The organism is Acinetobacter sp. LipI_23, assembly GCF_058243045.1.
This window is the reverse complement of sequence record NZ_JBZAYJ010000003.1, coordinates 62659-84363: the sequence shown is the minus strand read 5'-3', so window position 1 is coordinate 84363 and position 21705 is coordinate 62659. Positions and strand designations below refer to the sequence as shown.

The following is a 21705-nucleotide window of genomic DNA, read 5'->3' as shown; positions in this document are numbered from 1 at the left end:
GATGTGTGCTGAAAAAACAGGAGGTTTTAACTTGGTAAACCATACATACTCATCAGGAGTTTACCATGAGCAAGAAACACAAGACGTATACGGCAGAATTTAAAGCTGAAACCATCAAAGCAATAGAAGCCATTCAAGGCAATGTATCTAAAAACAGCTAGAGAACTCGGCATTTCCATGCAGACCCTTTCGCATTAGAATAATAAGGCAAAGGCAGGGACTTTAGCTGGTACTAAATAGTATTCATCTGATCTAAACGCTTTGCTCGAAGAAAATAAGCAACTTAAACAGCAGCTTAAATCCGCTGAAATGGTGAAATGGAACGTGAATTTCTAAAAAAGGCAGTAGCGTACTTTGCCAAATAAAGTCAGTAAGGTACGCCTATGTGAAATCCCAAAACACTTATTTCCGATTATTTTGATAGCACGATTACTTCATGTATCAGTTTCACGCTTTTATGATTGGCTAAAACGAGGTGTGAATAAACGATTAGTTCAGGTGGCCTAACTTAAATAAAAAGTCTCAGACAAACCGGGTACGGTTCATCTTGTGGAAAGTACTCATGCTGACCTAGCCAAATTGTAAAACTCATGTATTGATAGCATTTAAATGAATCGTTCAATCGGTATATTTAAGGTAAAAACTAGTAATCAAAAGTTACTCTTATCTCCATACAAAACAAGCATCAAGCTAAAACAATAACTTAGAAATTTATTCTTCCACTTTTTTTATATTTAGTGTTATATCTTGTCGTTTATGGAAGGCTGCATTGTCCATGACAATTACACTATTCGAGGGTAACTCTGGTAATAAAAACTTATCTACCCAAAAATGAAATACATCAGAATTTACTTTGCAATCAAATAAACCCACTGCAAATAACTTACCCTCATGGATTGCTCCTATTGCATTGGTTTGATTTTTTAATTGCCAATTATATTTTCCATAACAAGGAGTTCCCTGTTTTGAATAACTGATATACGCTGAATTATCAGGAGACTTTCCCTTGGGAGATTCTAGGCAGCCAACTTATAAAAGTCTTCGGCCATTTGATTTGGTGTCTTAAAACCCAAACCCTTTTGAATTCTTCGATGATTATAAAATAACTCAATAGACTTCCGTCATAAATCAAAAAATGTACAATTTGTTTGATCTTAAATTAATCAGTAAAATTATTTAATTCAATGGATAATCCTTGGATGAAATTCAAAGATATTCAAAAATTATCAGACGTTAAGTTTCGTAGGCTTACCGGTGTTAGTTGGGCTACATTTAACCTCATGTTGGCCGAGCTAAATAAGCATTTACCTGGTCATATTGGTAAAGGACGACCGCATAAATTACCGTTGGAAGATCGTTTGCTCTTATGTATAGAATATTGGAGAGAATATCGAACATTTTTCCATCTTGGTATGAGTTACGGTGTATCTGAAACGAGTGCAATTCGTATCACACGTGTTATTGAAGATACCTTAATCGGTTCTGGAAAATTTAACTTGCCAAAACAACTTCCTAATCGAGATGAAGTGGATTGGGAAGTTGTTGTGATTGATGCAACTGAAATATTAGTTCAACGTCCAAAAAAAACAGAAGAAATGGTATAGCGGTAAAAAAAAGCGACATACCTTTAAATTTCAGCTATCTATGCACTATACAACAGGTGAAATACTGAGTGTATGTGGAAGTCATGGAAGCATGCATGATTTTAAAATATTTAAAAAAAGCATGAGGAAATTAAAATTTAAGCCCTTTTTTATCGTTGATAAGGGGTATTTAGGGATAAAGAAATTGGGTTTTGGATGCCTCATGCCATCTAAAGCAAAGAAAACTGAAAAACTAGATTCTGAATTAAAAAAGTTAAATAGAGAGATTGGTCGTAGACGAATTCAAGTAGAGCATGTATTTGGAAGGATGAAATGTTTTAAGATTTTATCTTGTGTATATAGAAATCGTCGTAAACGATTAAACCTGCGGTTTAATTTACTTGCTGGCATATACAATTTAGATTGGGTGAAATATAAACAATTAAATTGATTGAAAAATGATTTATGAAGGAAGTCTAATGTATTTTATAATATCTGCTTTGGCTTCTTCTCTGGTTTGATAGTTGTAATGATGCACTAACTCATTTTTCAGTATTCCCCAAAAGCTTTCAATCGGTGCATTATCGTAACAGTCTCCGCGCTTGCTCATTGAACCTTGAAAACCATATTGCTCAAGTATATTTCGATATTCATGGCTGCAATATTGACTTCCTCTGTCTGAATGCACAATCAGTTCTTTGGTTGGTTTTTGATTGTGAATAGCCATATTTAGCGCATTACAAACAAGCTGTGTTGTCATGCGCTCATTTAAGCTATAGCCAACCACTTGCTTCGTGTAAAGGTCTTTTACCGCTGCTAAGTACAGCCATCCTTCAACAGTCCATATGTACGTAATATCACTTGACCATGCTTGATTTGGTCTAGTCATTGAGAATTGTTGCTCCAGCAGGTTTTCATAGATCGCTCGATTATGGTCACTATTCGTAGTCCTTTTAAAACGCTTGTGTCGCTTACAATACAGGTGGTTCAGCGCTTTTATCTGACGTACAGCGTACATACTCATTTTTATACCCTGAGCTTGTAAGTATTTGGTTAATCGAATATAACCATAGCTCTGCCTTGTCTCCTCATGGGCTATTTTCACCAATATCGTCTGTTGATTTCGTTGAATCGTTCTTTTGCTCACGCCTCTCTTGAGCCAATCATAAAAACATGAAACTGAAACATGAAGTAATCGAGCCATTAAGGTAATTGGAAAAGAATATCTTTTTTGTTTCATATAGGCGTACCTTACTGACTTTCTTTGGCAAAGTACGCTGCTGCCTTTTTTAAAAATTCACGTTCCATTTCAGCTATTTTGAGCTGTTGTTTGAGTTTTTTATTTTCTTCGAGTAGAGCGTTTAGATCAGGTGAATACTGTTTTGTACCTGCTAAAGTTCCAGCCTTTGCTTTGGTATTCCAATTTGAAAGAGTTTGCATTGAAATGCTAAGTTGTCTAGCTGTTTCCGAGACATTGCCTTGATTGGCTTCAATTAATTTGATAGCTTCAGCTTTAAATTCTGTGGTCTAAGTCTTGTGTTTCTTGCTCATGGTAAACTCCTGATGAGTGTGTTTAGTTTACCAAGTTAAAACCTCCTGTTTTTTCAGCACACATCAACCAAACACGTAGTGTTTCAGGAGTACAGCCAATCTTAGGAGCTATTGCTGTGATTGCAGCCCAAGTAGAAGGATAATCTTTCTCGGATTCAATCAATAATTGAACCGCTCTTTCTCTGATTTCAGGGGTATATTTTAATTTTGTCATCGGGATAGTCTCTCAGAATATTGACTCTCCGACAAACCCGGTACGGTTCAGCGCCTCACGGCGCCCTATCTTTTAGAAAAACGTATCTGCCGATACATTAAACCGCTCAGACAATGCCTTAATATGACGAATATTCAGTTGGCGTTTTCCACTTAAAATCTCAGAAATCACAGATTGGGTTGCAACCTCTGATAAGTCAGACTGACCTAAACCATGTTGCTCCATTAGAAAAGCCAAAGCAGCACGGCCATCCCCTTTAACCATAGGAAGATGCTCATTTTCATAATCAGCAACCAAATCACCAAGCTGATGAATAAGCCCCATTAAAGGATGAGACTCGTCATCACCAACGGTATCTAAAAGTTCATCTAAAGCTTCAACAAGTGTATGAAAGTCGTCTTCATTTTCTGGCTTGCTAAGCAATGGTGCAACGTAGTGCCAGTGGTCTACGGCCTGTTTAATCATCGCGTTCATACTAACCTTCCTTCCAATGACCTTGGTCATATTCTTTATGGGACAAGACATGACGAATATACACACGTTTTGCGTGATACATCACGACGGCAATAAGTCGGATCTTGTTCCCGCCAATATCGAATACATGGAACTTTCTAACTTTATCGACCGCTGGAAAGAGCTGTTTCATCTCAGCAAAATCTTTCGGATCGTTTGCCTTTATGATTCGATACCAACCATCTAATGCCGTTTCAGCCTGTGGCCACTTGTGAATTGCTTCTATAATTCGAGCGTGGGTGATCACATGCATAATATTTTATCGCATTTTGCTATAAATCAAGTATAAACCAATTATCGCATTTTGCAATATTGAAGAGCTAGGATGAATAAAGCGCCAAACGGCGCTTTATTCATTATCAGAATACACTTAATCTGATGACCTTAAAAATTCCTGTTCATTAATCTGACTTTTCCCCGTCACATGCAGTTCATAGAATTTACGACTCACATGGACCATGCAACCCAAGTCAATGACTTGATTTAAAGCATGCTTTCCATCTCAAAGGTTTCAGACAACTTAAGCAACCTGTTGATTTATTTAGATCTCTTCTAATGCTTTTACCAATTTAGTTAAGTTATGCTCCGGATCCAGCCACCAATCAACTGTCCACACTGATAATACCTTCCAGCCTAACCCATTTAATACTGTTGGTCTGAGCTGATCACAGTCTCTTGCTGTAGCTGCTTTTGCATAATTTTCACCATCGACTAGAATACCTACAATATAGCTATCTGCATGCAAGTCATCTTTAATAGCAAGATCTACACAGCTATCGCCCTGACCTATTCCGAGGTCAACGCTCCAATATTTTTCTTGAAGCCTATTTTGTAAGTACTTTACAAATTCTTTTTAGTCTGCTGTTTGCTTTGATCAGCATAATTTAAATGCAGCTGACCACTACGAGCAAAAACCAAGAAATCTTTTAGATCCCTTACACCCTCACTATTGGTGCGTGCCAAATTAATTTCTTCTGGAATTAAGGCCGAGACAACATGTAATCCTTGACGAGCACTAGTAATTGCTACATTTAGACGGCGCTGACCACCTTGACGGTTAAGCGTACCAAAATTCATAGATAAGCGGCCATCACGGTCTTTTGCGTAAGTAATTGAGAAATCGATAATATCGCGTTCACCCCTTGCACATTCTCTAAATTTTTAACAAATAAATGCTCAATGCCTACTTTACTCAATGTCGACCCACATTCACCATGGCAGAAAGGCACATGCGAAAATATGAATGGTTTAATAAGGCAATATTTACCTAAAGAGATTGATTTAAATCAGGCAGATCAGCATTATTTAAATCAAGTTGCCATGTCACTGAATACTCGTCCTAGAAAAGAGTTAGATTGGCTTACACCATTAGAGAAGTTTGCTCAAATTTTTGATTATCATAAGGCTTTTGAAACTGGCGCTCCTCATGTTTGAATTCGCCTGTTTGTGCATTTTCATTAGTTTTAGTACGTGAAGGACAAAAGTTCACGACTCTTGATTTGTTGCTTATAGTCTGTCTAATTGTATTTTCTTACCTATCATTCAAATATTGGTACATTCCGTTATGGAATTTTAAGGCAAATAATTCGAAATGTGACACTTAAAGGTATGATAATCATGTGCTCGAATTACCTATTTCCAAGTAAAAGAAATTTGATGCTTTTGGGTGTCGATACTAGCCAGTTCGATCTTGAGCTTAAGGATCATGTCTTTCCTTCTTATCACGCTCCAATCATCTTGAATGGCTCAGAACATTTGGAACTTGATATCGCAAAGTTTGGATTACTTCCGAGTTGGGCGAAAGAATTGAAATTTAGCAGCCACACTTATAATGCACGTACCGAGTCTGTAGCTGATAAGCCCAGCTTTCGACACTCATGGAAATACAGCAAGTTCTGCCTAGTCCCTGTGCAAGAGTTCTACGAACCCAAATACATCAATGGCAAGCCATACTGGTACACCATCAAGCGTAAAGATGATCAGCCTTTCACGGTTGCAGGGATCTATGATGATGCGGTGATTGATGGCAATAAGGTACGTTCCTTTTCAATGTTGACCATCAATTCGGATCATCACCCCTTCATGAAGCAATTCCATGCACCGATGGATGAAAAACGCTCCATCATCGTTATTCCACAGCAGTACAGAAAAGACTGGCTGACTGCAGATCATGAACACGCGCATGAATATTTTTTTCAAATGCCCGATGAATTCATCACTTTTCCACGCGATAAGCAGAAACAAAACGTCTTATTCTGACGCATCCTTGTTTATCCACAACTTTTTAAATTTGATTTTCAAACGTTGTTAGTAATATCCTATTTAGACAAATTCTACTTCCAAACACGCCTCGTAGCGTAGGAGTATCACATGTCTAAGAAGTTGCCTATCTACTTCTCTGACGACGCATGGTCATCTTTACAAGAGCTCATGGGTCCAGAGGGTAAGCCAAGCCCTACCATCAATACCGTGCTTGAACAAATCGCTGTTCAAAATGAACTGGTTGCGCAGTTAGGGCTTACTGCAGTTCTACCCAAATCCAAAGTCTCAATTCCCGTCTCTCTAGAGCGCATCCCTGCAGGTCCAGCCTTTAGTACCAAGGATGAGCAAGACAAAGCGCTCGATCTGAATGAGTTCCTGATTCACAACCCGATTTCTACGTTCATTGCTTATGTAGACAGTGAATCCATGCTTGATGCTGGCCTAGAGATTAATGATCCAATCATTATTGATCGCAGTATTGAAGCCAAGCATTACGATATTGTTATTGCCCTGATTGATAACAATGCCTCGACAATTAAGCGGCTGATGATCACCAATAAGATGTCAAAGTCCGAAATCAAAGAGATATTTGGCGATGAAGATTATCCGCTTCCAGAACTTTGGTTGAAGGCTGAAAATCCTAACTACAATCACATCATCCCTGATGACAGTCAGACCATCTCAATCTGGGGTGTGGTGACTTTTAATTTAAAACGTATTTATCACCGCTCATAAAAAGAAGAATAACCATGAAAAGTGAAAATGAAATATTCGCGTTAGTCGACGTGAATAATTGCTACGTCTCGTGTGAACGTGTGTTTAATCCTGCCTTGAATGATCGCCCGACCATCGTGCTCAGCAACAATGATGGCTGTGCGGTGGCCAGAAGCCAAGAAGCGAAAGACCTCGGGATTAAAATGGGTATTCCTGTATTTCAAATTCAGGATCTGATCAAGCAACATGACATTCAGGTGCTATCAAGTAATTTCTCCTTATATGGCGAAATGTCCAAGCGCTTTATGGAGCTGCTTGGGGACTATGTTGCACCAGGAGATACAAGGTCTATTCCATTGATGAATGCTTTCTGAAGCTCACAGCTTACGAGCATCTATTTGACCTGACTGTATATGCTCAAGACATGAGGGCTAAGGCTTGGCGTTGGTTAGGCCTACCCTGCTGTATTGGAATTGGTCACTCTAAAACCGAAGCCAAGATTGCCAATCATCTCGCCAAGAAAAACAAGTTCTTCAATGGGGTCTGTAATCTGGCCCATATGGACCCATGCTCTACAGAAACGCTACTCGCGCAGGTTGATGTGTCTGAGGTTTGGGGCGTAGGCAGACAGAACTGTAAGAAGCTCAATACTATGGGTGTTCAATCTGTGCTGGATCTGATCAATGCCAATCCTAAAGAAATCAAAAAGCAGTTTAGTATCGTGATGGAAAAGACGGTGCTTGAGCTACAGGGCCTTTCTTGTATTGACCTTAGTGATGATACTGTAGCGAAGAAGCAAATCATCAGCAGCCGTTCATATGGCAACCCAGTGTATGAAATGGATGACATTAAAGCTTCGGTTCGGCTTTATGTGGCCAGAGCCGTGAAACGAATGCGGGAAGATGGCTCAATCTGCAAGATGATCGGCGTGTATATCCAAACCAGTCGCTTTGATAATACAGAGCGCTACTCGCCTTACATCGTCGTTCAAATGCATGAGCATACGGATGATCTACTGCTCATCACCAAGGCCGCGATGAAAGGCATCGATCAGATATTTAAGAAAGGCTTTAAGTATAAAAAGGCGGGAATCGTGCTGCTCGAAATTACAGATCAATCCAAGTTTGTGCCCGATCTATTCACGGACTATTCACATAAGCAAGAGCGAGAAAGGCTTTCAGATGCCATCGAAGCCATCAGTGAACGGTTTGGGAAGAATCTCGTTACGCTAGGCATTGCCAACAATCAAGAAGCCTCATGGCACATGAATCAAAACCTTAGATCACCATCGTATTTAACAAAATGGTCTGACTTACCTAGAGTAGGATAAAAACATGCACTTATTTAAATTAACTGACGAACAAATTACTCAACTCCTAATCCCGAAACGATTTGTACCACCTACTCCGCAAGAACATGAAGGCAAGAACATGGTTTATGTTTTTGATAGTGATGATAAGTTTGAACTGACTTATTATGAGCTGGTGGATATCATTAGCAAAGCGAGAATGGCTGGGCCGAAGTTGATACCTGTTTTAGGTACTGTGAATTAGATTGAGCAGAGGCGGCACGCCACTTGAATCATTATTTGATTGGAAGCGGATTTGGGCTGAGAATAATTTAGCTCAAATTTAACCTGACAGGCACACTATAAAATGGGTAACTGTCATATCGAGTTTGGACTACAACAATTTAGCTCAGCGATTTACCAATTTACACTAGTGTCTAAAATCCAGTGACGAAACTGTGATGCTAAAGCTTTTAAATTTCCCCTTTTTAAGATGCTTAGGCTATTTGATCCAGAGTTCATCTTCTTGCATCATTTTTAACATTAAATTAAATATAACCAGCGGAGTAACATTTTTTTTGTTAGAACCGACAACTCTTTGAAAACTAAATTTAACGGTTCGCTCAGGAGCACCCAAATTAACTGGGTAGTTTTGTTTTTCTAAATACAGATGATCTCCTAACATTGGCTCTATACCAGTAATAAAATTAACAATTTGTTGCTCATCACCTTTCATTCGGCATTGAAAATGTAGAAAATTCTTACGCAGTTTTCCAAGTAATAATAATATTTTAAGCGCCTTAAACATGTTCTTTTCTTTCAGTGCATCTTGCTGCCTATCATCTTTATAATGAAAATCAAGGAGAGGAATTATTTCATCTTGACGAGTCAGTTTTTTAGCCTTTTCGTAAAGTTCATCAAACCAACTCTCTTCTAAATTCTTACTATAAACATAATTCGTTTTTAAATTAAATTTTTGGCGATCCATCCATTTAGTGCTCATCCATTGACATCGTTGCATCCATTCTTGAGCTTGAGTATCTTCGCTTAAACGACCTTCTCTAAAACTTATCAAACGTTGAAAAGGTGTCAGAGTACTCTTCTCTATACTAAACTTCTTTTCTTGTCGGCCAGCCATCGTAACTGGCTGTGTTTGCTGATAAGAATGAAACCATTTCTGCTGCTGAGTATAACGATTTAGGTTTATGTAGTCTGTACTTGACTTCACTGGACTAAAACACTGTTCTAATACTTTTTTTGAAATGATACACGGCGAATTATAAATTCGATCGACTGCTAATAAATCCAAAACATGAAGGTAATTTGAAGCCGTTTGCTCAATACTGCTATGCCCCATCCAAGAGGCGAGCACCTGCCATTTATGTTGAATAATCTCTTCTTGAGCACGTGCTTTCATACCAAACAATAAATCCCTCATCTTTTTTGCTTTTACCCAAGGAAAATCTGTGTAGGTCTTGATCATTTCTTTTGAACCGAGCAAAGTTATTGCTAGATAGTTAGCAGCACTGTGGCGTAATGTATGAAAACTAAAGCCATGATGCATACCTAATATTTGACTAAACAAATCTACTGTAATTTTGCTGATACATTGATCAGTTAATACACGATGATTCACACTAAAAAGTAGATCATCCTGCTGATTAACCAAATATTGCTCATAACGATGTTGTATGTAACGTTGTACTACTAAAAACTCATGTTCTGACAATGCAATTTTCAATGGTATTTGACGATTCGCACTTCGCGTTTTCAGACGGCGATATGAATTGTTCTGAATATGAAGCGTGATATTATTAAAAGCTGTATTTTCTTTTTCTTTATAAAGTAACTCTGGGCAAATAATATCTTGTATTTTAAGACAACGAACTTCATTTAATCGGAGTCCAGTTCTATAACTCAGTAAATACATCAGCTTTAAACAACTCAGATGATCGACCCACTCTGATGCCGTTGGCTCTTGACTTAAATGTTCTAGTTTTTCCAATAGCTTGCCAAATAACAAAGGGCTTACTAGGCGTGCATTGCAAATTTGTAAATGCTTAAAACTTGAATTCTGTAACACCAATACCTCTGGTGCATCAAAATTCTCTATACAAAATTGATGAAAATCTTTTAGGCGACCAAAACGGTATTCTGCTGTTTGGTGCATCTTACGAGAGGTTTTTCCTTTAACAGCTTCACGTTGAGTTGCTTGTGCATCTCGTTCACTGCTATATTTCAACAACTGTCGATATAAATCTTCATAATCATCAATGGATTGTTGCTTTAAATCTAATTTATTGAGCCAAATCTCAAATATAAATTCTTTACCAAACGATCCTAAGTAGCTTTCAATAGTTGATAATTGAAGCCCTCGTTTTTTTAAATGCATTAACCATTCAATTAAGCGTAGTTGAGCATCAATTAAAGACTTTTCCTCCGTATTAGCATCAACTATCTTCTCCTCTAACACCCTTCTGGTTTCTTGCCAAAAACGTAGCGTGCGTTCTTCTTTATTCCTCTTTTTATCTAAACGCTCAACTTTTTGACCTTTACGTTTCTTTTGATCAAACAACATTAACTCATACGGAATCTTTTGTAATTTGCTTTGTGCAGTCGGAACTTCCGGATGTAACTGCTCTTGTTCAAAATGAATAGGGCGATTCTCTTGTTCTGTGACTTGATTGTAATCATTATTCCACAGCAATCTAAATTCGGATGGCCTTAAAGCGACAGTATTAATCTCTTGCTGAAGCACATTACTCAAAAATATATCTAGGCTAAGGTTTGGATTAAATTCGAGTACCATTTGCACATCATTAAATGCACGAAATCCACGGCGTTTAATTTGATATTGCAGATCCCCAAGACTTTTTTTCCTGCCTATCTTACTCAAGCTTTCTAAAATACAATCTTCAACTGAATGTTGCAGACGAAATTCTTTCTGAGTGGCTTTCAACTTTTTTAAATATTGTAAAATGAACTGCGCATATGGGTTAAAAAAAACATGTTTCCATTGGTACAACTTTCCCTTTTCTACATCGTTGCCATATTGAGAGTTTTCAACACGATAATGTAGTAACAATGGATTAGTAATCTTTTGATAATCAGAATGGTATAACCGAAAACAATTCAAATTTTTACCAAGCTCAATGGCATCCTGCAATTGTTTCTGAATAGTAATCAAATGCTGTTCATCTGCACAGCCTGAAATATATATAAAACTTAAGCATAAATTTCCCCATAAGTACTTCGGTTCATCCCAATATTCAAATGAATCTTGCCAATACTGCCTTAATTCCTTGACTACCAAAATATGTAGATGCCCCTGTTCTAATCGTGACTCTGTACTCTCAATTTTTCTAGGCAGTACTATCCGTTTCGTATGTGGATTTAGCTTAATTCTGTATGATTTTTTATCTACATTCTGGTTGAATTGCCTCCTTCTTTTATTAAATTCATCTTCAGTAAATTGCATCAGTTTTGATTGTTCGTCTCGGCTCAACTTTTGACTCAAACAATCAACACTATCTTTAATGTCATGCCATTTTTCAGCGATCTGCTGATCAAGTTTTTGCTGCATGTCTTTCGTCAATACTTCAGGTGAAGAAGGCTGTCTATCTAGCGACTTTTTCACCAATCTATGAATATCAACAAATAGATCATCTAGTTGCGGTTTTATTAGTTCTTTGATTTTTTGCATACAACTATTTTCGCTCTAAGTGTTTAATCGATAAAAATTTGACATTATCTTGCAATTGCTGGCGGGCTTGCTGTACATAGACATTCGGAATAAGTGAAGAATGCGGATGAAAAGCCTCTCGGTCACGTTGGTCATGACCATAAAGGGCCTGTATTAAATGGAATGCTAAAGCAGTTTTTTCTTCTTTTTTTTCTTCTTTTTTTTCTTCTTTTTTTTCTTCTTTTTTTTCTTCTTTTTTTTCTTCTGTATACATCAAAAAATTCATATCAAAATGACGTAACCAATTCGAATACATATTCTTTGGAAAGATTCCTTCCATATATAAATTTACCCAATTTCGAGATAAAGGGATTAACTTAATTTTTCTGCTCTGCCACTCTTTGACAGTTATCGGCAAGATATCTTTACTACCAATGACGTTGCCAAAAAGATCATTTACAGTAATTTTCTTTGCAAAGACTTGTCTAAAAAACGAACCGTACGCTTCAATAATTTGTTCTAAAAAGACTGTGTAATTTTGCAGTGTTTTTATGAAAAAATCAGATAATGGGATAAAACGACCATCTTTTCTTGCTTTACTATTTCTTTTATCGTTTACATATAAAAGCTTAAGCTCAACACAATAATCATCCAAATTCCCCAACAGATTTTTTTTAGGCCGACTTGCCAAACTCAACAAGCTAACATGCCACATCCAACACGCGTATGCATTCAATTGATTAATGATATGTTGATCTTTTTGAATATTTTCTTGGCAATGTTTATGTAAAAAAGCAAATTGCTCTTTCACAAAACTGGGTTCAAGTGCCAGTTGGCTCCCTATCCTTCCTATAGATAATGCAGATTGCACTTTGAATTGTTGTCGCAATATTTTGAGTTCTTCAGTAAATTGCGAGGAATGTGGTGTAAGTGCTGTTTCTACAAAGGCTAGATATGTGCTGCTGAGTTGAGCTTTCGGTAGCCCTCCATAATAGATACCAGGCATGTGATGCTGACTATCCCGCCCAGCAATTACATGAGCTAGATATTCATTATATGTTTCATAATATATATGAAAATATAATTGAGCCTGCAGTTTTTCAACAGTAATCGAACCTACAAACCGATTATCAAGCCAATTCTTAAGTCTGGTATTAATGTGTGTTGAAGAAATTAGTGGATTCGATGCTTGTTCTATATAGTCAAACCAAGCAGAAGGTAAATGTAGTTGATGTGTCATCATTTCATTCCATCGCTCATCATTTAAGCTCTTAATCTTCTGCTCTGTAATATTAAGATTTAATTTGAGTAAATATTCGCGACGTCTACTTGAACCATTTTGAATCAACGTACCCTCCTGAATAAGGTCATTAAAATCCATCAGTGCAACGGGTGATAATCCCGTCAATAAAGACAGTAAACAGGCAGCAGCGATCGCCGCATTCCTCGGTCGTCCTGATAATTCATCTCTTAGCACATAAACAATTTGCTTCAGTATATCTGGCGCCAAATAATGTGGATTTGTAATAAATGGCGCATGACGGCGTTGGCGATGCCGCGTGTAATACGCAGCATAATCACTAATTAAATGATTAAAATTTTTAGTTTTTTCATCTTCAGAGTATAATTCTATTTCAGTGTCCAATAACTCAATTTCACCATCTTCATCTTTGTGAAGAGAGGCATCATAAAAACTGATCTTTGCGTTATGTCCGATATCTTCATGCTTACCTGATTTTATTTCACGAAATTTTTTGAGTTCATTTTTAGTTGGCCATTTCAAAACTTTGCTTTTTTTTGACTTACGCTGACGATGAACAACACGACGATCATCTAGTCTTTTAAAAATTATTAATAGAGCCGATAAATACTCTATGACTTGTACTTGTTTGAAATCTTTAATATTAAAAAGTTGATTACGATCCTCTTTTTTCAAATTACGTTCGTACGTGACATAACAATTTAGCAGCTTACTACATTCATGAAATAATTCAGCATTATTAGAATCCAGCACATATCGTGAGACATAGCGTAATAGGTCACAAACATGTTTTTGCTTATTCTCAGCTTTATCAATTTTTGCAAATTCTTGATACTGCCGATATGTTAAAAAACTCGCTTGCAGAATCAAATAACGTTGCGATGACAGCTCTTGTGTATTACTAGTATCTGGACATGCAAAATAACTTAAAGAAGCTAGAAAATAATATTTACCTAATTGTCTAGAGCTAGATATATAGCCATATATCTGTTGCGCTTCTTTATATAGAGCGTGGGCTTTTTCACGTAAATCATCTGATAGATCGACAAATTGTTTATTCACAACATCATCATGTAATAGACAATAATCTTGTTTAAATTTTTCTGCTAATTCTAAGAATTGCTCTTCTGTTTCAATCTTTGGCATATTCGCTTTCGCTTAATTTTTTATCAAATTGCATTGGTTAAATTCATTACGATCTGAACAATTTGGTAAAAGTTGATCTTTGATTGAACTTTTTGTTAGCTTAAAAAATCTAGCAAAAAATTTAGCATCTAGCTCTTTCTGAGCTTTTCTGTCAAAGCACAAGTGTTGCTGTGATTTTTCGATAAAATCATCAAGATTATGTATCAGCTGTAAGATTGCAACATAATTAGAATGCACACGTAATCCTGGCTCCCTTTGCATCAATAGCAAGATTTTTTGCCAAATTTTGACGTAGATTACTTTGAACTTTGCCTGTACTACTACTTTCTGACTCTGTTTAATCTTTTTGATTTTTAGTAGTTCTGAGTTAATTTTTACTATCTCAAGCAGAACATCTGGTCGGTCAAAGCAAAAGGGCATGATAAATTGCCCTATAAAAATCTCAATATTTTTTACTAAATAGTCAAATTTTAACATTTTTATCGATATAAAAAATGAGCATATCTTTTTATATGAAAATATATTTAATCTATCAACTAAATTTTCTCACAATTACAATTCTCAACAAATACATACGGTTTACTTATCTAGGTCGGTCTAAATTTTAAGAATTCTTCCAATTTTTTTTAGTTTTCTGTTATTACATGAAATAATACCGTTGTATTACATTTCGATATGCTGTGTATGCAGCATTGATCAAAAAGATTCTCTGCTACACTTATTACGTCACGTGTAGCATCAATGGAGTTTAGAAATGCTCAGAACCACTGAACAGAAAAGAAAATATATTCAAGCGACACGTTCGCAAAACTATCAAGCCAGCCTAAAGCTTGAAGGCATTACAACGACAACTCAAACAACTCAAACAACTCAACTGAACCGTACCGGGTTTGTCGGAGACTTTTTTATTTAAGTTAGGCCACCTGACCTAACGGGTTAATCTTATCATAGTACATTGCTTCAAACTCAAAAGGCGATACATAACCCAGTGCGCTGTGTACACGCTCTTTATTAAACCAATCGACCCAGTTTAGTGTCGCAAGTTGTACATCTGCTAAACCTTGCCAATCTGCTTTTAAATATTCAATCACCTCTGTTTTGTATAAGCCATTCACCGTTTCAGCCAAAGCATTATCGTATGAATCACCAGTTGTACCGACTGATGCTCGTAAATTTGCAGCTTCTAAACGATTGGTATAGCGAATAGAAAGATATTGAACACCTCTATCTGAATGATGAATTACATTCTTTGGCATGCCTCGATCATGCAATGCTTGTTCCAATGCATCGAGCACCATATCTGTATTCATCCGTGTAGATACTTTCCATCCAACAATTGCTCGTGAGAACACATCAATAATAAATGCGGTGTAGACCCAGCCAGAATTGGTTTGAATATACGTAAAGTCACTGACCCATAATTGGTCAGGTCGATCAGCACTAAAATTACGTTTCACTAAATCATCTGCTCGTTTTTGGTCATCTCGGCTACGGGTGGTCTGTTTATTCTTACCACGCCAAACACCTTGTATTCCTAGCTTTTGCATCAATCGAGCAACTGTACAGCGCGCAATAATATAGCCTTCACGTTTCAGTTTTTGCCAGACTTTACGTACACCATATCGACCTGAACTTTCCTTCCAAATTCGTTTAATCTCCTCAGCATGATGCAAGTCATGTAAATCTCGCTTTGCTCGATGTTCTGGATTTTCACAGAGATCTAGAGTCCGGTAATAGGTTGAAGGTGCGATCGGTAAAATTCTACAAATCGCCTCAACACCATATAACGCCTTATTGTTATGGATAAAATCCACCATTATTTGTGTGGGCGGTCGAGCTCCGCCTGGGCGAAAAAAGCGGCTGCTTTACGTAGAATTTCATTGGCACGCTTTAATTCTTTAATTTCACGTTCCATTTGCTTCATTTTTTCTTGATCAGATATCTGTTGTACTTTAATAGGATTTTGCTGATCTAAATGCTTTTGATGCCAGGCACGAAGTGTTTCAGGAGTACAACCAATCTTAGGCGCAATTGCTGTGATTGCAGCCCAAGTAGAAGGATAATCTTTTTCAGATTCAATCAATAATTGAACCGCTCTTTCTCTGATTTCAGGGGTATATTTTAATTTTGTCATCGGGATAGTCTCTCAGAATATTGACTCTCCGACAAACCCGGTACGGTTCACAACAGAGTAAAGCTGAAATCTTGCAAAAATATAAGAAGTATTCGCAACCCGAATCTTAGTCAGGTGCATGTATGGATAAATATGGGGAAATGGGTGACAGCCTGTATTGTTACCCTGGCACAAATATCCTAAAAAATAAACTCAATATTCGTGATGAACAAATTTTAGAACAAGCTGAACTGGAACTGTCTGGATTAGCAAGTAGCCTCATTGAATATGCTGAACCACCTTACGACTCACAATACTTAAAATCAATTCATGCGCAGCTCTTTGGCGACTTATACGACTGGGCAGGAAAGTTAAGACAAATCGATATTTCCAAAGGTGACACCCGTTTTTGTAATTTTTCCCTTATTGAAATTGAAACCAATAAATTACTTAAACCATTTCAAGAAAAAAGGTACTTTCAAGGCTTAGCATCACAACAATTGATCCCTCAACTTGCCGACTTGTAATGTGAGCTTAATGTCATACACCCATTCCGTGAAGGCAATGGACGTACACAACGGATTTTCTTTGAGCATCTGATTGCTCATTTTGGTTATGGTATTGATTGGTCTCGCATTGGCTCTCAACAACAATGGATTCAAGCCAATGTTGAAGGTTTTTATGGTAATTTAAATCCATTAATTCAGATTTTTGAAATATGCATTATTCAAAATACCTAAAATTTAAGTAGTCGGGGCCCACAATCCTTAATAAGCCATCATCTTTGCTTCATTCCACTGGTTAATTTCCCCAATAAACCAACAAACACGATTCTTAGAAATCTTAATACTTTTCGGGTAATTTAGGATCGTAATATTCAGATTACTTATCTAGAATTGAATAGATCGTTAACTTAGATAGACTTTTAAGCAATGTAACTTGCCGCATGTTTATCAACATATGTCCAAAAAAGTCTGCCCATACATAGATTTATGGCGTTTAGTGCTTAAATTTCAGATTAATCTTCGTCTGATGACCAGAATGGATGTTACAGATTACATGCAGGTGAATTGCTCTGTGGCTGTATCATGGCTTTTGTGTAATCCAATCCATTTGATCCAAATGTTCTCTTTTGCAATAAAGCAGCCTCTTCTGCTTTTCCTGCACCAACGAACTATGTCATTGATTTGATTCAATCGACAACAGTGATGCTGAATCAAATCTCCAAAGAAGGGATTAAATGCAAGAAATGTGGTAATAAAAATAGGGGATGGAAGTTATTACCCATCTAATTGGAACCAGCCCATGAGTCGAGATCAGTTGAATAAGTATCATTTTAAGTATAAGAGAAGGATGGCTCACCTCACTTCTCCGAATAACAACGCTATGCTTTTCAATCCAAGTTAGATATTGGCAACTACATTTCATTCTTCATCATGCTAGTCTTATAGCATGTAGACAATTACTACATCATTTGCATTCAATGCTCAATACAGCCTGTCAGCAGAACCGCAGCGATACTTTTTTCCGTGCATACATGTAGTTTTTAAATCCATTCATTTTTCAATGATCCCCTGCCGTTTATCACATTTATGGTCGATCTTTAACCTTGTGAAAAATGCACATACCGATCCCTTCAAACTGTCAAATTTATGTATACATGACATTTAAAGAAAATTATCTGATCAATTTTTTTAGGTAAAATTTCTTAAGAAAAAATTTATTATTATTCATAACATCACTAACAGCCACATAAAAACAATAATTTAATAAATTATTCTTCCATTTTTTTTATATTTAGTGTTATTACAACGGTTGGGGTGAAACTTGGCTGGGGGGAACGCTGATTAGTTCAACTGCCGCTAACAATGGTAGACCCAACATTGCTTTTGAATATAGCCCAGAAGCAATACAGCGAGGTGTTGAGCTCTCTTCTTACTTACTCCCTTTAAAAGGTCTACCATTCAGACAGGGTTTTCCTACTCATCAAATGGGACTCCCAGGTCCAGTCTATGACGCTTTACCAGATGGTTAGGACATGTTGTTGATGGATCGATATTTTCGAAAAATTGGACTGAATCCAGCACGAATCGGCCCTTTGGAATGCCTAACTTATATTAGCACCCATGTAATCGGTGCCCTCTCCTTTGAACCCTGTGTCGCAGAGATACAAACTTCAGAAAATATCCCCCTGCCGCAATTGGCACAGGAGGTCCAAGAAGTCCTCAAAGGAGAAGGTAGCGAATTTTTACAACATTTGCTGGTCATGGGGGACTCCCCCCAAGGTGCCAGACCCAAAGCATTGGTTTATCGAGATCCTGTCAATTTAGAGTTTTCGACTCAAGCTTCTAATCAACATGAAGCCTGGCTGATTAAGTTTCCTGCTCAGCACGAGCACCCTGAAGTCTGCGCCATTGAAGCCGTCTATGCAGATTGTTTGCGACTTTGTGCAATCGAGACTCCAGACAACCATTTTTTAATTTGCCCAATGGTTTAATGGCTTTTGCTTCTAAACGATTCGACCGTCAAAATGGCATGCGGATTCCAATGCAGAGTTTGGCTGCATATACTGGAGCAGACTATAAAGTTCCAGGTAGCCTAGACTATCGCAGTTTTCTTCGGGAAACCTTGATGTGTACGCAAGATGTGCGACAAAGACTGCATGCCTTTAAACGTGCTGTGTTTAATGTACTTTTCAATAATCGGGATGACCATACCAAGAACTTTTCTTTTCTCATGGCAAAAAATGATCAATGGAAATTGGCTCCAGCCTATGATGTGACCTTCTGTGAAGGTCCAGGTGATTATCATCAAATGGACATTATGGGAGAAGCGCTCAATATTTCCCAAAATGACATACATAAACTCGGTACTTCAGAAGCGAATCTGACTACTCTAGAAGTCGATGAGATCATCTTGGCCATGCGTGAAATTGCACTTCAATTTAGTCAAATTGCGCAGCGCCTGTATCCCCATCAAATTTGAGAATCTACCCTAGAGATGATTCAATCACGAATTCAACAAAATATTGATTTTTTTAACTGAAACCTAAGCGTAAATATAAACTAAGCGCCAACCATCAACTTATAGTTAGTCGCTACATAATCTGTAGAACCTGTGAATTAGCTCGCTTTATAATCACGAATATTAGATGGATCACCACCAAGATATGTTCTGCAAACGTGAAATCACTACATCCAGATCGAAAATCACTAAGAAAAAACTGTCACCAAAAAAAGGGCTGCACTATGGATAGATGCAGACCAAACTCTGGATAGCTACCAACACGAGAAATATGTCGCAATTTTGCATAGACATGAATTTGATAAAATCAGCCCAAAAAGCCAGAAATTCATAAAAACTATTTCATCAATCCTCTATAACTTAATCACGTTCATGGTCGATCTTAAATCTTGCGAAAAGTACTCATGCTGACCTAGCCAAACTGTAAAACTCATGTATTCATAGCCTTTAAATGAATCTTTCAATCGGTATATTTAAGGTAAAAACTAGTAATCAGAAGTTATTATCATCCCCATATAAAACAAGCATCAAATTAAAAACAATAACTTAGTGAATTATTCTTCCATTTTTTTTATATTTAGTGTTATTACAGTAACTTCAACACTACTACGAGCTGCTCCGCCCCTTGGTGACGCATTGCTATTATCGGCCTTGCCTTTTGAGCTTGTACCTTTCGCTTGACATCGCCACCGAAGGTTCCCGCAGTTCAACGTAAAAGCCTGAATTAGGATCGCGCTGCCTCTACGCCGGACACCGAATGGCCCGTAAGCAGGTAACGGCCAAACTGATCGCGGGGCAACATCCATCCCCGGTTTTGATGTCATTTGAGTACTTTCGACACTTGAACGGCAGTTCACTGGTGTTCGCCTTCCTAATTCTTACCTGACGCCTTTACAACGCCTTTTCCATAACGCTCACGACCAGGACTTTTGATCCAAGCCGCTTATGGTGGTTTGCTACCTGCTCCTGCAAGCCGATAGCGAGGGGCCATACCCTCATCTCTTACGCCGCTTGCTGCGGCACACTGATATTCGTACTCCACACTGTGCAGAAGACAAAGGCATATCGATATTGCAATTGGCTATCAAAAAAGTAGTGGAGGTCTCCGTCTACTCGTAGACTCTACTGGCCTAAAGTTTTTAGGTGAAGGTGAATGGAAGCTTAAGAAACATGGACCTGAATATAGCCGCCAATGGCGTAAGCTTCATATTGGTAGCGATGCTAAAACCCTTCAAATACGTGCTGTATAACTTACAGCAAATAATGTCAGTGATTCACAGGTAGTGGAAGATTTACTTGCTCAAATCCCTTTAGATGAACAAATCGATTCTGTCTATACAGATGGTGCTTATGACACAAAACGATGCCGTCAGGTCATTGCAGATCGGCAAGCTTATGCAGTGATTCCACCTAGAAAAAATGCAAAGCCCTGGAAAGATATAAAAGCTCATTCACGAGAGCGAAATGAACTCCTTCGAACGGTTAAATGTTTGGGCAGGACAATCTGGAAAAAATGGTCAGGCTATCATCGGCAAAGTCTGGTTGAAACCAAGATGCATTGCATTAAATTATTAGGTGGTGTTTCAAAAAGTATGCTGGCGTTAAACAAATCCGTTATTAAGGTAAAAGAAAGTCAAATCAAAGGCTTTAAAATGATTTTCGAGCTTTTTAGAAAAGTTGCAACTTCTCCTAAATCCACGCCTAATTCGATGACGAATTCTACAATTGTTACCTTCAATACCGACGGTAAAAAACTTACCGATCACTTGCTTGCAACATTGAAATGCTGTGATAAAACTATCCCAGTGATCACTCGCAATTCGAGCATATTGAACCCCAAGCTTTTTAAGTCTAGCTTTAAGACGTTGAACCGTTGCTAAATCCCGCTTACCCCAAACATAAGCAATAATTTCTCCAGATTCTCGATGGTAGGCATAAATAAGCCATTGTTTATTTTGCTTATTCCCTACAAAAGTCCAAAGTTCATCGACTTCAAGACATTCGTAGTGGCTTTGTTTAGGCTGTATCTGATAGATCGATTTACTTAAGGTTCGTAATACCTTGCCAATGCTGATACGCTCGACTTCAGCAATATCTCTTACACCGCTTCCTCTGACCATTAAATGTAATATCTTGCCGGTAATACCTGAGTTACACCCTTGATAGCTTAATGCATGATCACCAATAAACTGACGTTTGCAATCTTTGCACTGATGGTTTTGTTTCCCATCTACTTTGATGCCATTTCTCTTTATATTGTTACTTAGACAGGTAGGACATTTGATTTGTAGCGTTATTTTCATACCTCTATTTTATCAAAAGCCATATTGTTTTTTTCAGCATACTTTTTGAAA

General features: G+C 37.5%; 14 protein-coding genes, 11 pseudogenes and 1 other annotated feature. Of the genes and pseudogenes, 13 read left to right on the top strand and 12 right to left on the bottom strand.

The annotated features are described in order from the left end of the window. Positions 1 to 65 precede the first annotated feature (65 nt). Positions 66 to 498: pseudogene (locus AC4CVD_RS18110) on the top strand (transposase); the annotation flags it as partial. A gap of 213 nt (positions 499 to 711) precedes the next feature. Here the strand turns inward: AC4CVD_RS18110 and AC4CVD_RS18105 are convergent. Beyond that, entirely contained in the window at positions 712 to 978 is a 267-nt protein-coding gene (locus AC4CVD_RS18105; RefSeq protein WP_490753611.1) for a transposase, read from the bottom strand. Between the two features lie 302 nt (positions 979 to 1280). On the opposite strand from AC4CVD_RS18105, the gene AC4CVD_RS18100 reads away from it, so the two are divergent. Together AC4CVD_RS18100 and AC4CVD_RS18095 are read left to right on the top strand one after the other, a co-directional pair. Beyond that, positions 1281 to 1604: a helix-turn-helix domain-containing protein gene (locus tag AC4CVD_RS18100; RefSeq protein WP_326942925.1), complete on the top strand. Its 324-nt coding sequence runs from the start codon at positions 1281 to 1283 to the stop codon at positions 1602 to 1604. Between the two features lie 37 nt (positions 1605 to 1641). Beyond that, positions 1642 to 2034, top strand: a pseudogene (locus AC4CVD_RS18095) (transposase family protein); the annotation flags it as partial. 21 nt (positions 2035 to 2055) lie between these two features. Here AC4CVD_RS18095 and AC4CVD_RS18090 read toward each other — a convergent pair. The 5 genes and pseudogenes from AC4CVD_RS18090 to AC4CVD_RS18070 all read right to left on the bottom strand — a co-directional run. Continuing rightward, positions 2056 to 3086, bottom strand: a pseudogene (locus AC4CVD_RS18090) (IS3-like element ISAba22 family transposase); the annotation flags it as partial. Positions 3087 to 3195: 109 nt separating this feature from the next. Beyond that, positions 3196 to 3348, bottom strand: a pseudogene (locus AC4CVD_RS18085) (IS3 family transposase); the annotation flags it as partial. Between the two features lie 72 nt (positions 3349 to 3420). After that, entirely contained in the window at positions 3421 to 3822 is a 402-nt protein-coding gene (locus tag AC4CVD_RS18080) for a helix-turn-helix domain-containing protein (RefSeq protein WP_078390476.1), read from the bottom strand. Position 3823: 1 nt separating this feature from the next. Beyond that, complete coding sequence (locus tag AC4CVD_RS18075; RefSeq protein ID WP_078390477.1) at positions 3824 to 4114, bottom strand: type II toxin-antitoxin system HigB family toxin; 291 nt, start codon at positions 4112 to 4114, stop codon at positions 3824 to 3826. Positions 4115 to 4402: 288 nt separating this feature from the next. Further along, a pseudogene (locus AC4CVD_RS18070) lies at positions 4403 to 5060 on the bottom strand (DUF4011 domain-containing protein); the annotation flags it as partial. Between the two features lies 1 nt (position 5061). Here AC4CVD_RS18070 and AC4CVD_RS18065 point away from each other — a divergent pair. From AC4CVD_RS18065 to AC4CVD_RS18045, 5 genes and pseudogenes are all read left to right on the top strand, one after another. Beyond that, positions 5062 to 5295, top strand: a pseudogene (locus tag AC4CVD_RS18065) (transposase); the annotation flags it as partial. A gap of 183 nt (positions 5296 to 5478) precedes the next feature. After that, positions 5479 to 6120, top strand: coding sequence for an SOS response-associated peptidase (locus AC4CVD_RS18060; protein WP_262450852.1), 642 nt, complete (start codon positions 5479 to 5481; stop codon positions 6118 to 6120). A gap of 111 nt (positions 6121 to 6231) precedes the next feature. Next, positions 6232 to 6858: a LexA family protein gene (locus AC4CVD_RS18055; protein WP_419326739.1), complete on the top strand. Its 627-nt coding sequence runs from the start codon at positions 6232 to 6234 to the stop codon at positions 6856 to 6858. A 14-nt stretch (positions 6859 to 6872) separates the two neighbouring features. Continuing rightward, positions 6873 to 8167: pseudogene (locus AC4CVD_RS18050) on the top strand (Y-family DNA polymerase). A 4-nt stretch (positions 8168 to 8171) separates the two neighbouring features. Next, on the top strand, positions 8172 to 8390 hold the full coding sequence (locus AC4CVD_RS18045; RefSeq protein ID WP_000550046.1) for a hypothetical protein: 219 nt from the start codon (positions 8172 to 8174) through the stop codon (positions 8388 to 8390). 237 nt (positions 8391 to 8627) lie between these two features. On the opposite strand, the gene AC4CVD_RS18040 is transcribed toward AC4CVD_RS18045, so the two are convergent. The 3 genes from AC4CVD_RS18040 to AC4CVD_RS18030 are packed head-to-tail and all read right to left on the bottom strand — an operon-like array spanning position 8628 to position 14691. Then, the gene (locus AC4CVD_RS18040; RefSeq protein WP_490753607.1) at positions 8628 to 11828 is read right to left on the bottom strand and encodes a tyrosine-type recombinase/integrase; all 3201 of its coding nucleotides are present in this window, start codon (positions 11826 to 11828) and stop codon (positions 8628 to 8630) included. Between the two features lie 4 nt (positions 11829 to 11832). After that, a complete protein-coding gene (locus AC4CVD_RS18035; protein ID WP_110975732.1) occupies positions 11833 to 14214 on the bottom strand; it encodes a hypothetical protein in 2382 nt (793 codons plus the stop codon). Positions 14215 to 14226: 12 nt separating this feature from the next. Further along, positions 14227 to 14691: a hypothetical protein gene (locus tag AC4CVD_RS18030; RefSeq protein WP_101495490.1), complete on the bottom strand. Its 465-nt coding sequence runs from the start codon at positions 14689 to 14691 to the stop codon at positions 14227 to 14229. A 277-nt stretch (positions 14692 to 14968) separates the two neighbouring features. Here AC4CVD_RS18030 and AC4CVD_RS18025 point away from each other — a divergent pair, with 277 nt between their 5' ends. Then, positions 14969 to 15127 (top strand): YhfG family protein, encoded by a 159-nt coding sequence (locus AC4CVD_RS18025; protein ID WP_490753605.1) that lies wholly within the window; start codon positions 14969 to 14971, stop codon positions 15125 to 15127. 1 nt (position 15128) lies between these two features. On the opposite strand, the gene AC4CVD_RS18020 is transcribed toward AC4CVD_RS18025, so the two are convergent. After that, positions 15129 to 16348 (bottom strand): IS3 family transposase gene (locus AC4CVD_RS18020; RefSeq protein ID WP_490753604.1). Its coding sequence is split into 2 segments (ribosomal slippage): positions 15129 to 16072 and positions 16072 to 16348, totalling 1221 coding nucleotides; the frame shifts between segments, so codons are not numbered across the junction. Beyond that, positions 15957 to 16073, bottom strand: a sequence feature (AL1L pseudoknot). (Overlaps the previous gene by 117 nt.) Before the next feature lie 122 nt (positions 16349 to 16470). On the opposite strand from AC4CVD_RS18020, the pseudogene AC4CVD_RS18015 reads away from it, so the two are divergent. After that, positions 16471 to 17067 (top strand): annotated as a pseudogene (locus tag AC4CVD_RS18015) (putative adenosine monophosphate-protein transferase Fic). A 27-nt stretch (positions 17068 to 17094) separates the two neighbouring features. Here the strand turns inward: AC4CVD_RS18015 and AC4CVD_RS18010 are convergent. Further along, complete coding sequence (locus tag AC4CVD_RS18010; protein WP_419350460.1) at positions 17095 to 17196, bottom strand: AlpA family phage regulatory protein; 102 nt, start codon at positions 17194 to 17196, stop codon at positions 17095 to 17097. 219 nt (positions 17197 to 17415) lie between these two features. On the opposite strand from AC4CVD_RS18010, the pseudogene AC4CVD_RS18005 reads away from it, so the two are divergent. From AC4CVD_RS18005 to AC4CVD_RS17995, 3 pseudogenes are all read left to right on the top strand, one after another. Next, positions 17416 to 17668 (top strand): annotated as a pseudogene (locus tag AC4CVD_RS18005) (hypothetical protein); the annotation flags it as partial. A 490-nt stretch (positions 17669 to 18158) separates the two neighbouring features. Continuing rightward, a pseudogene (locus AC4CVD_RS18000) lies at positions 18159 to 19379 on the top strand (type II toxin-antitoxin system HipA family toxin). 1006 nt (positions 19380 to 20385) lie between these two features. After that, a pseudogene (locus AC4CVD_RS17995) lies at positions 20386 to 20928 on the top strand (IS5 family transposase); the annotation flags it as partial. A 24-nt stretch (positions 20929 to 20952) separates the two neighbouring features. Here AC4CVD_RS17995 and AC4CVD_RS17990 read toward each other — a convergent pair. Further along, positions 20953 to 21654, bottom strand: a complete 702-nt coding sequence (locus AC4CVD_RS17990) for an IS1 family transposase (protein WP_490753603.1) — start codon at positions 21652 to 21654, stop codon at positions 20953 to 20955. Positions 21655 to 21705 lie beyond the last annotated feature (51 nt).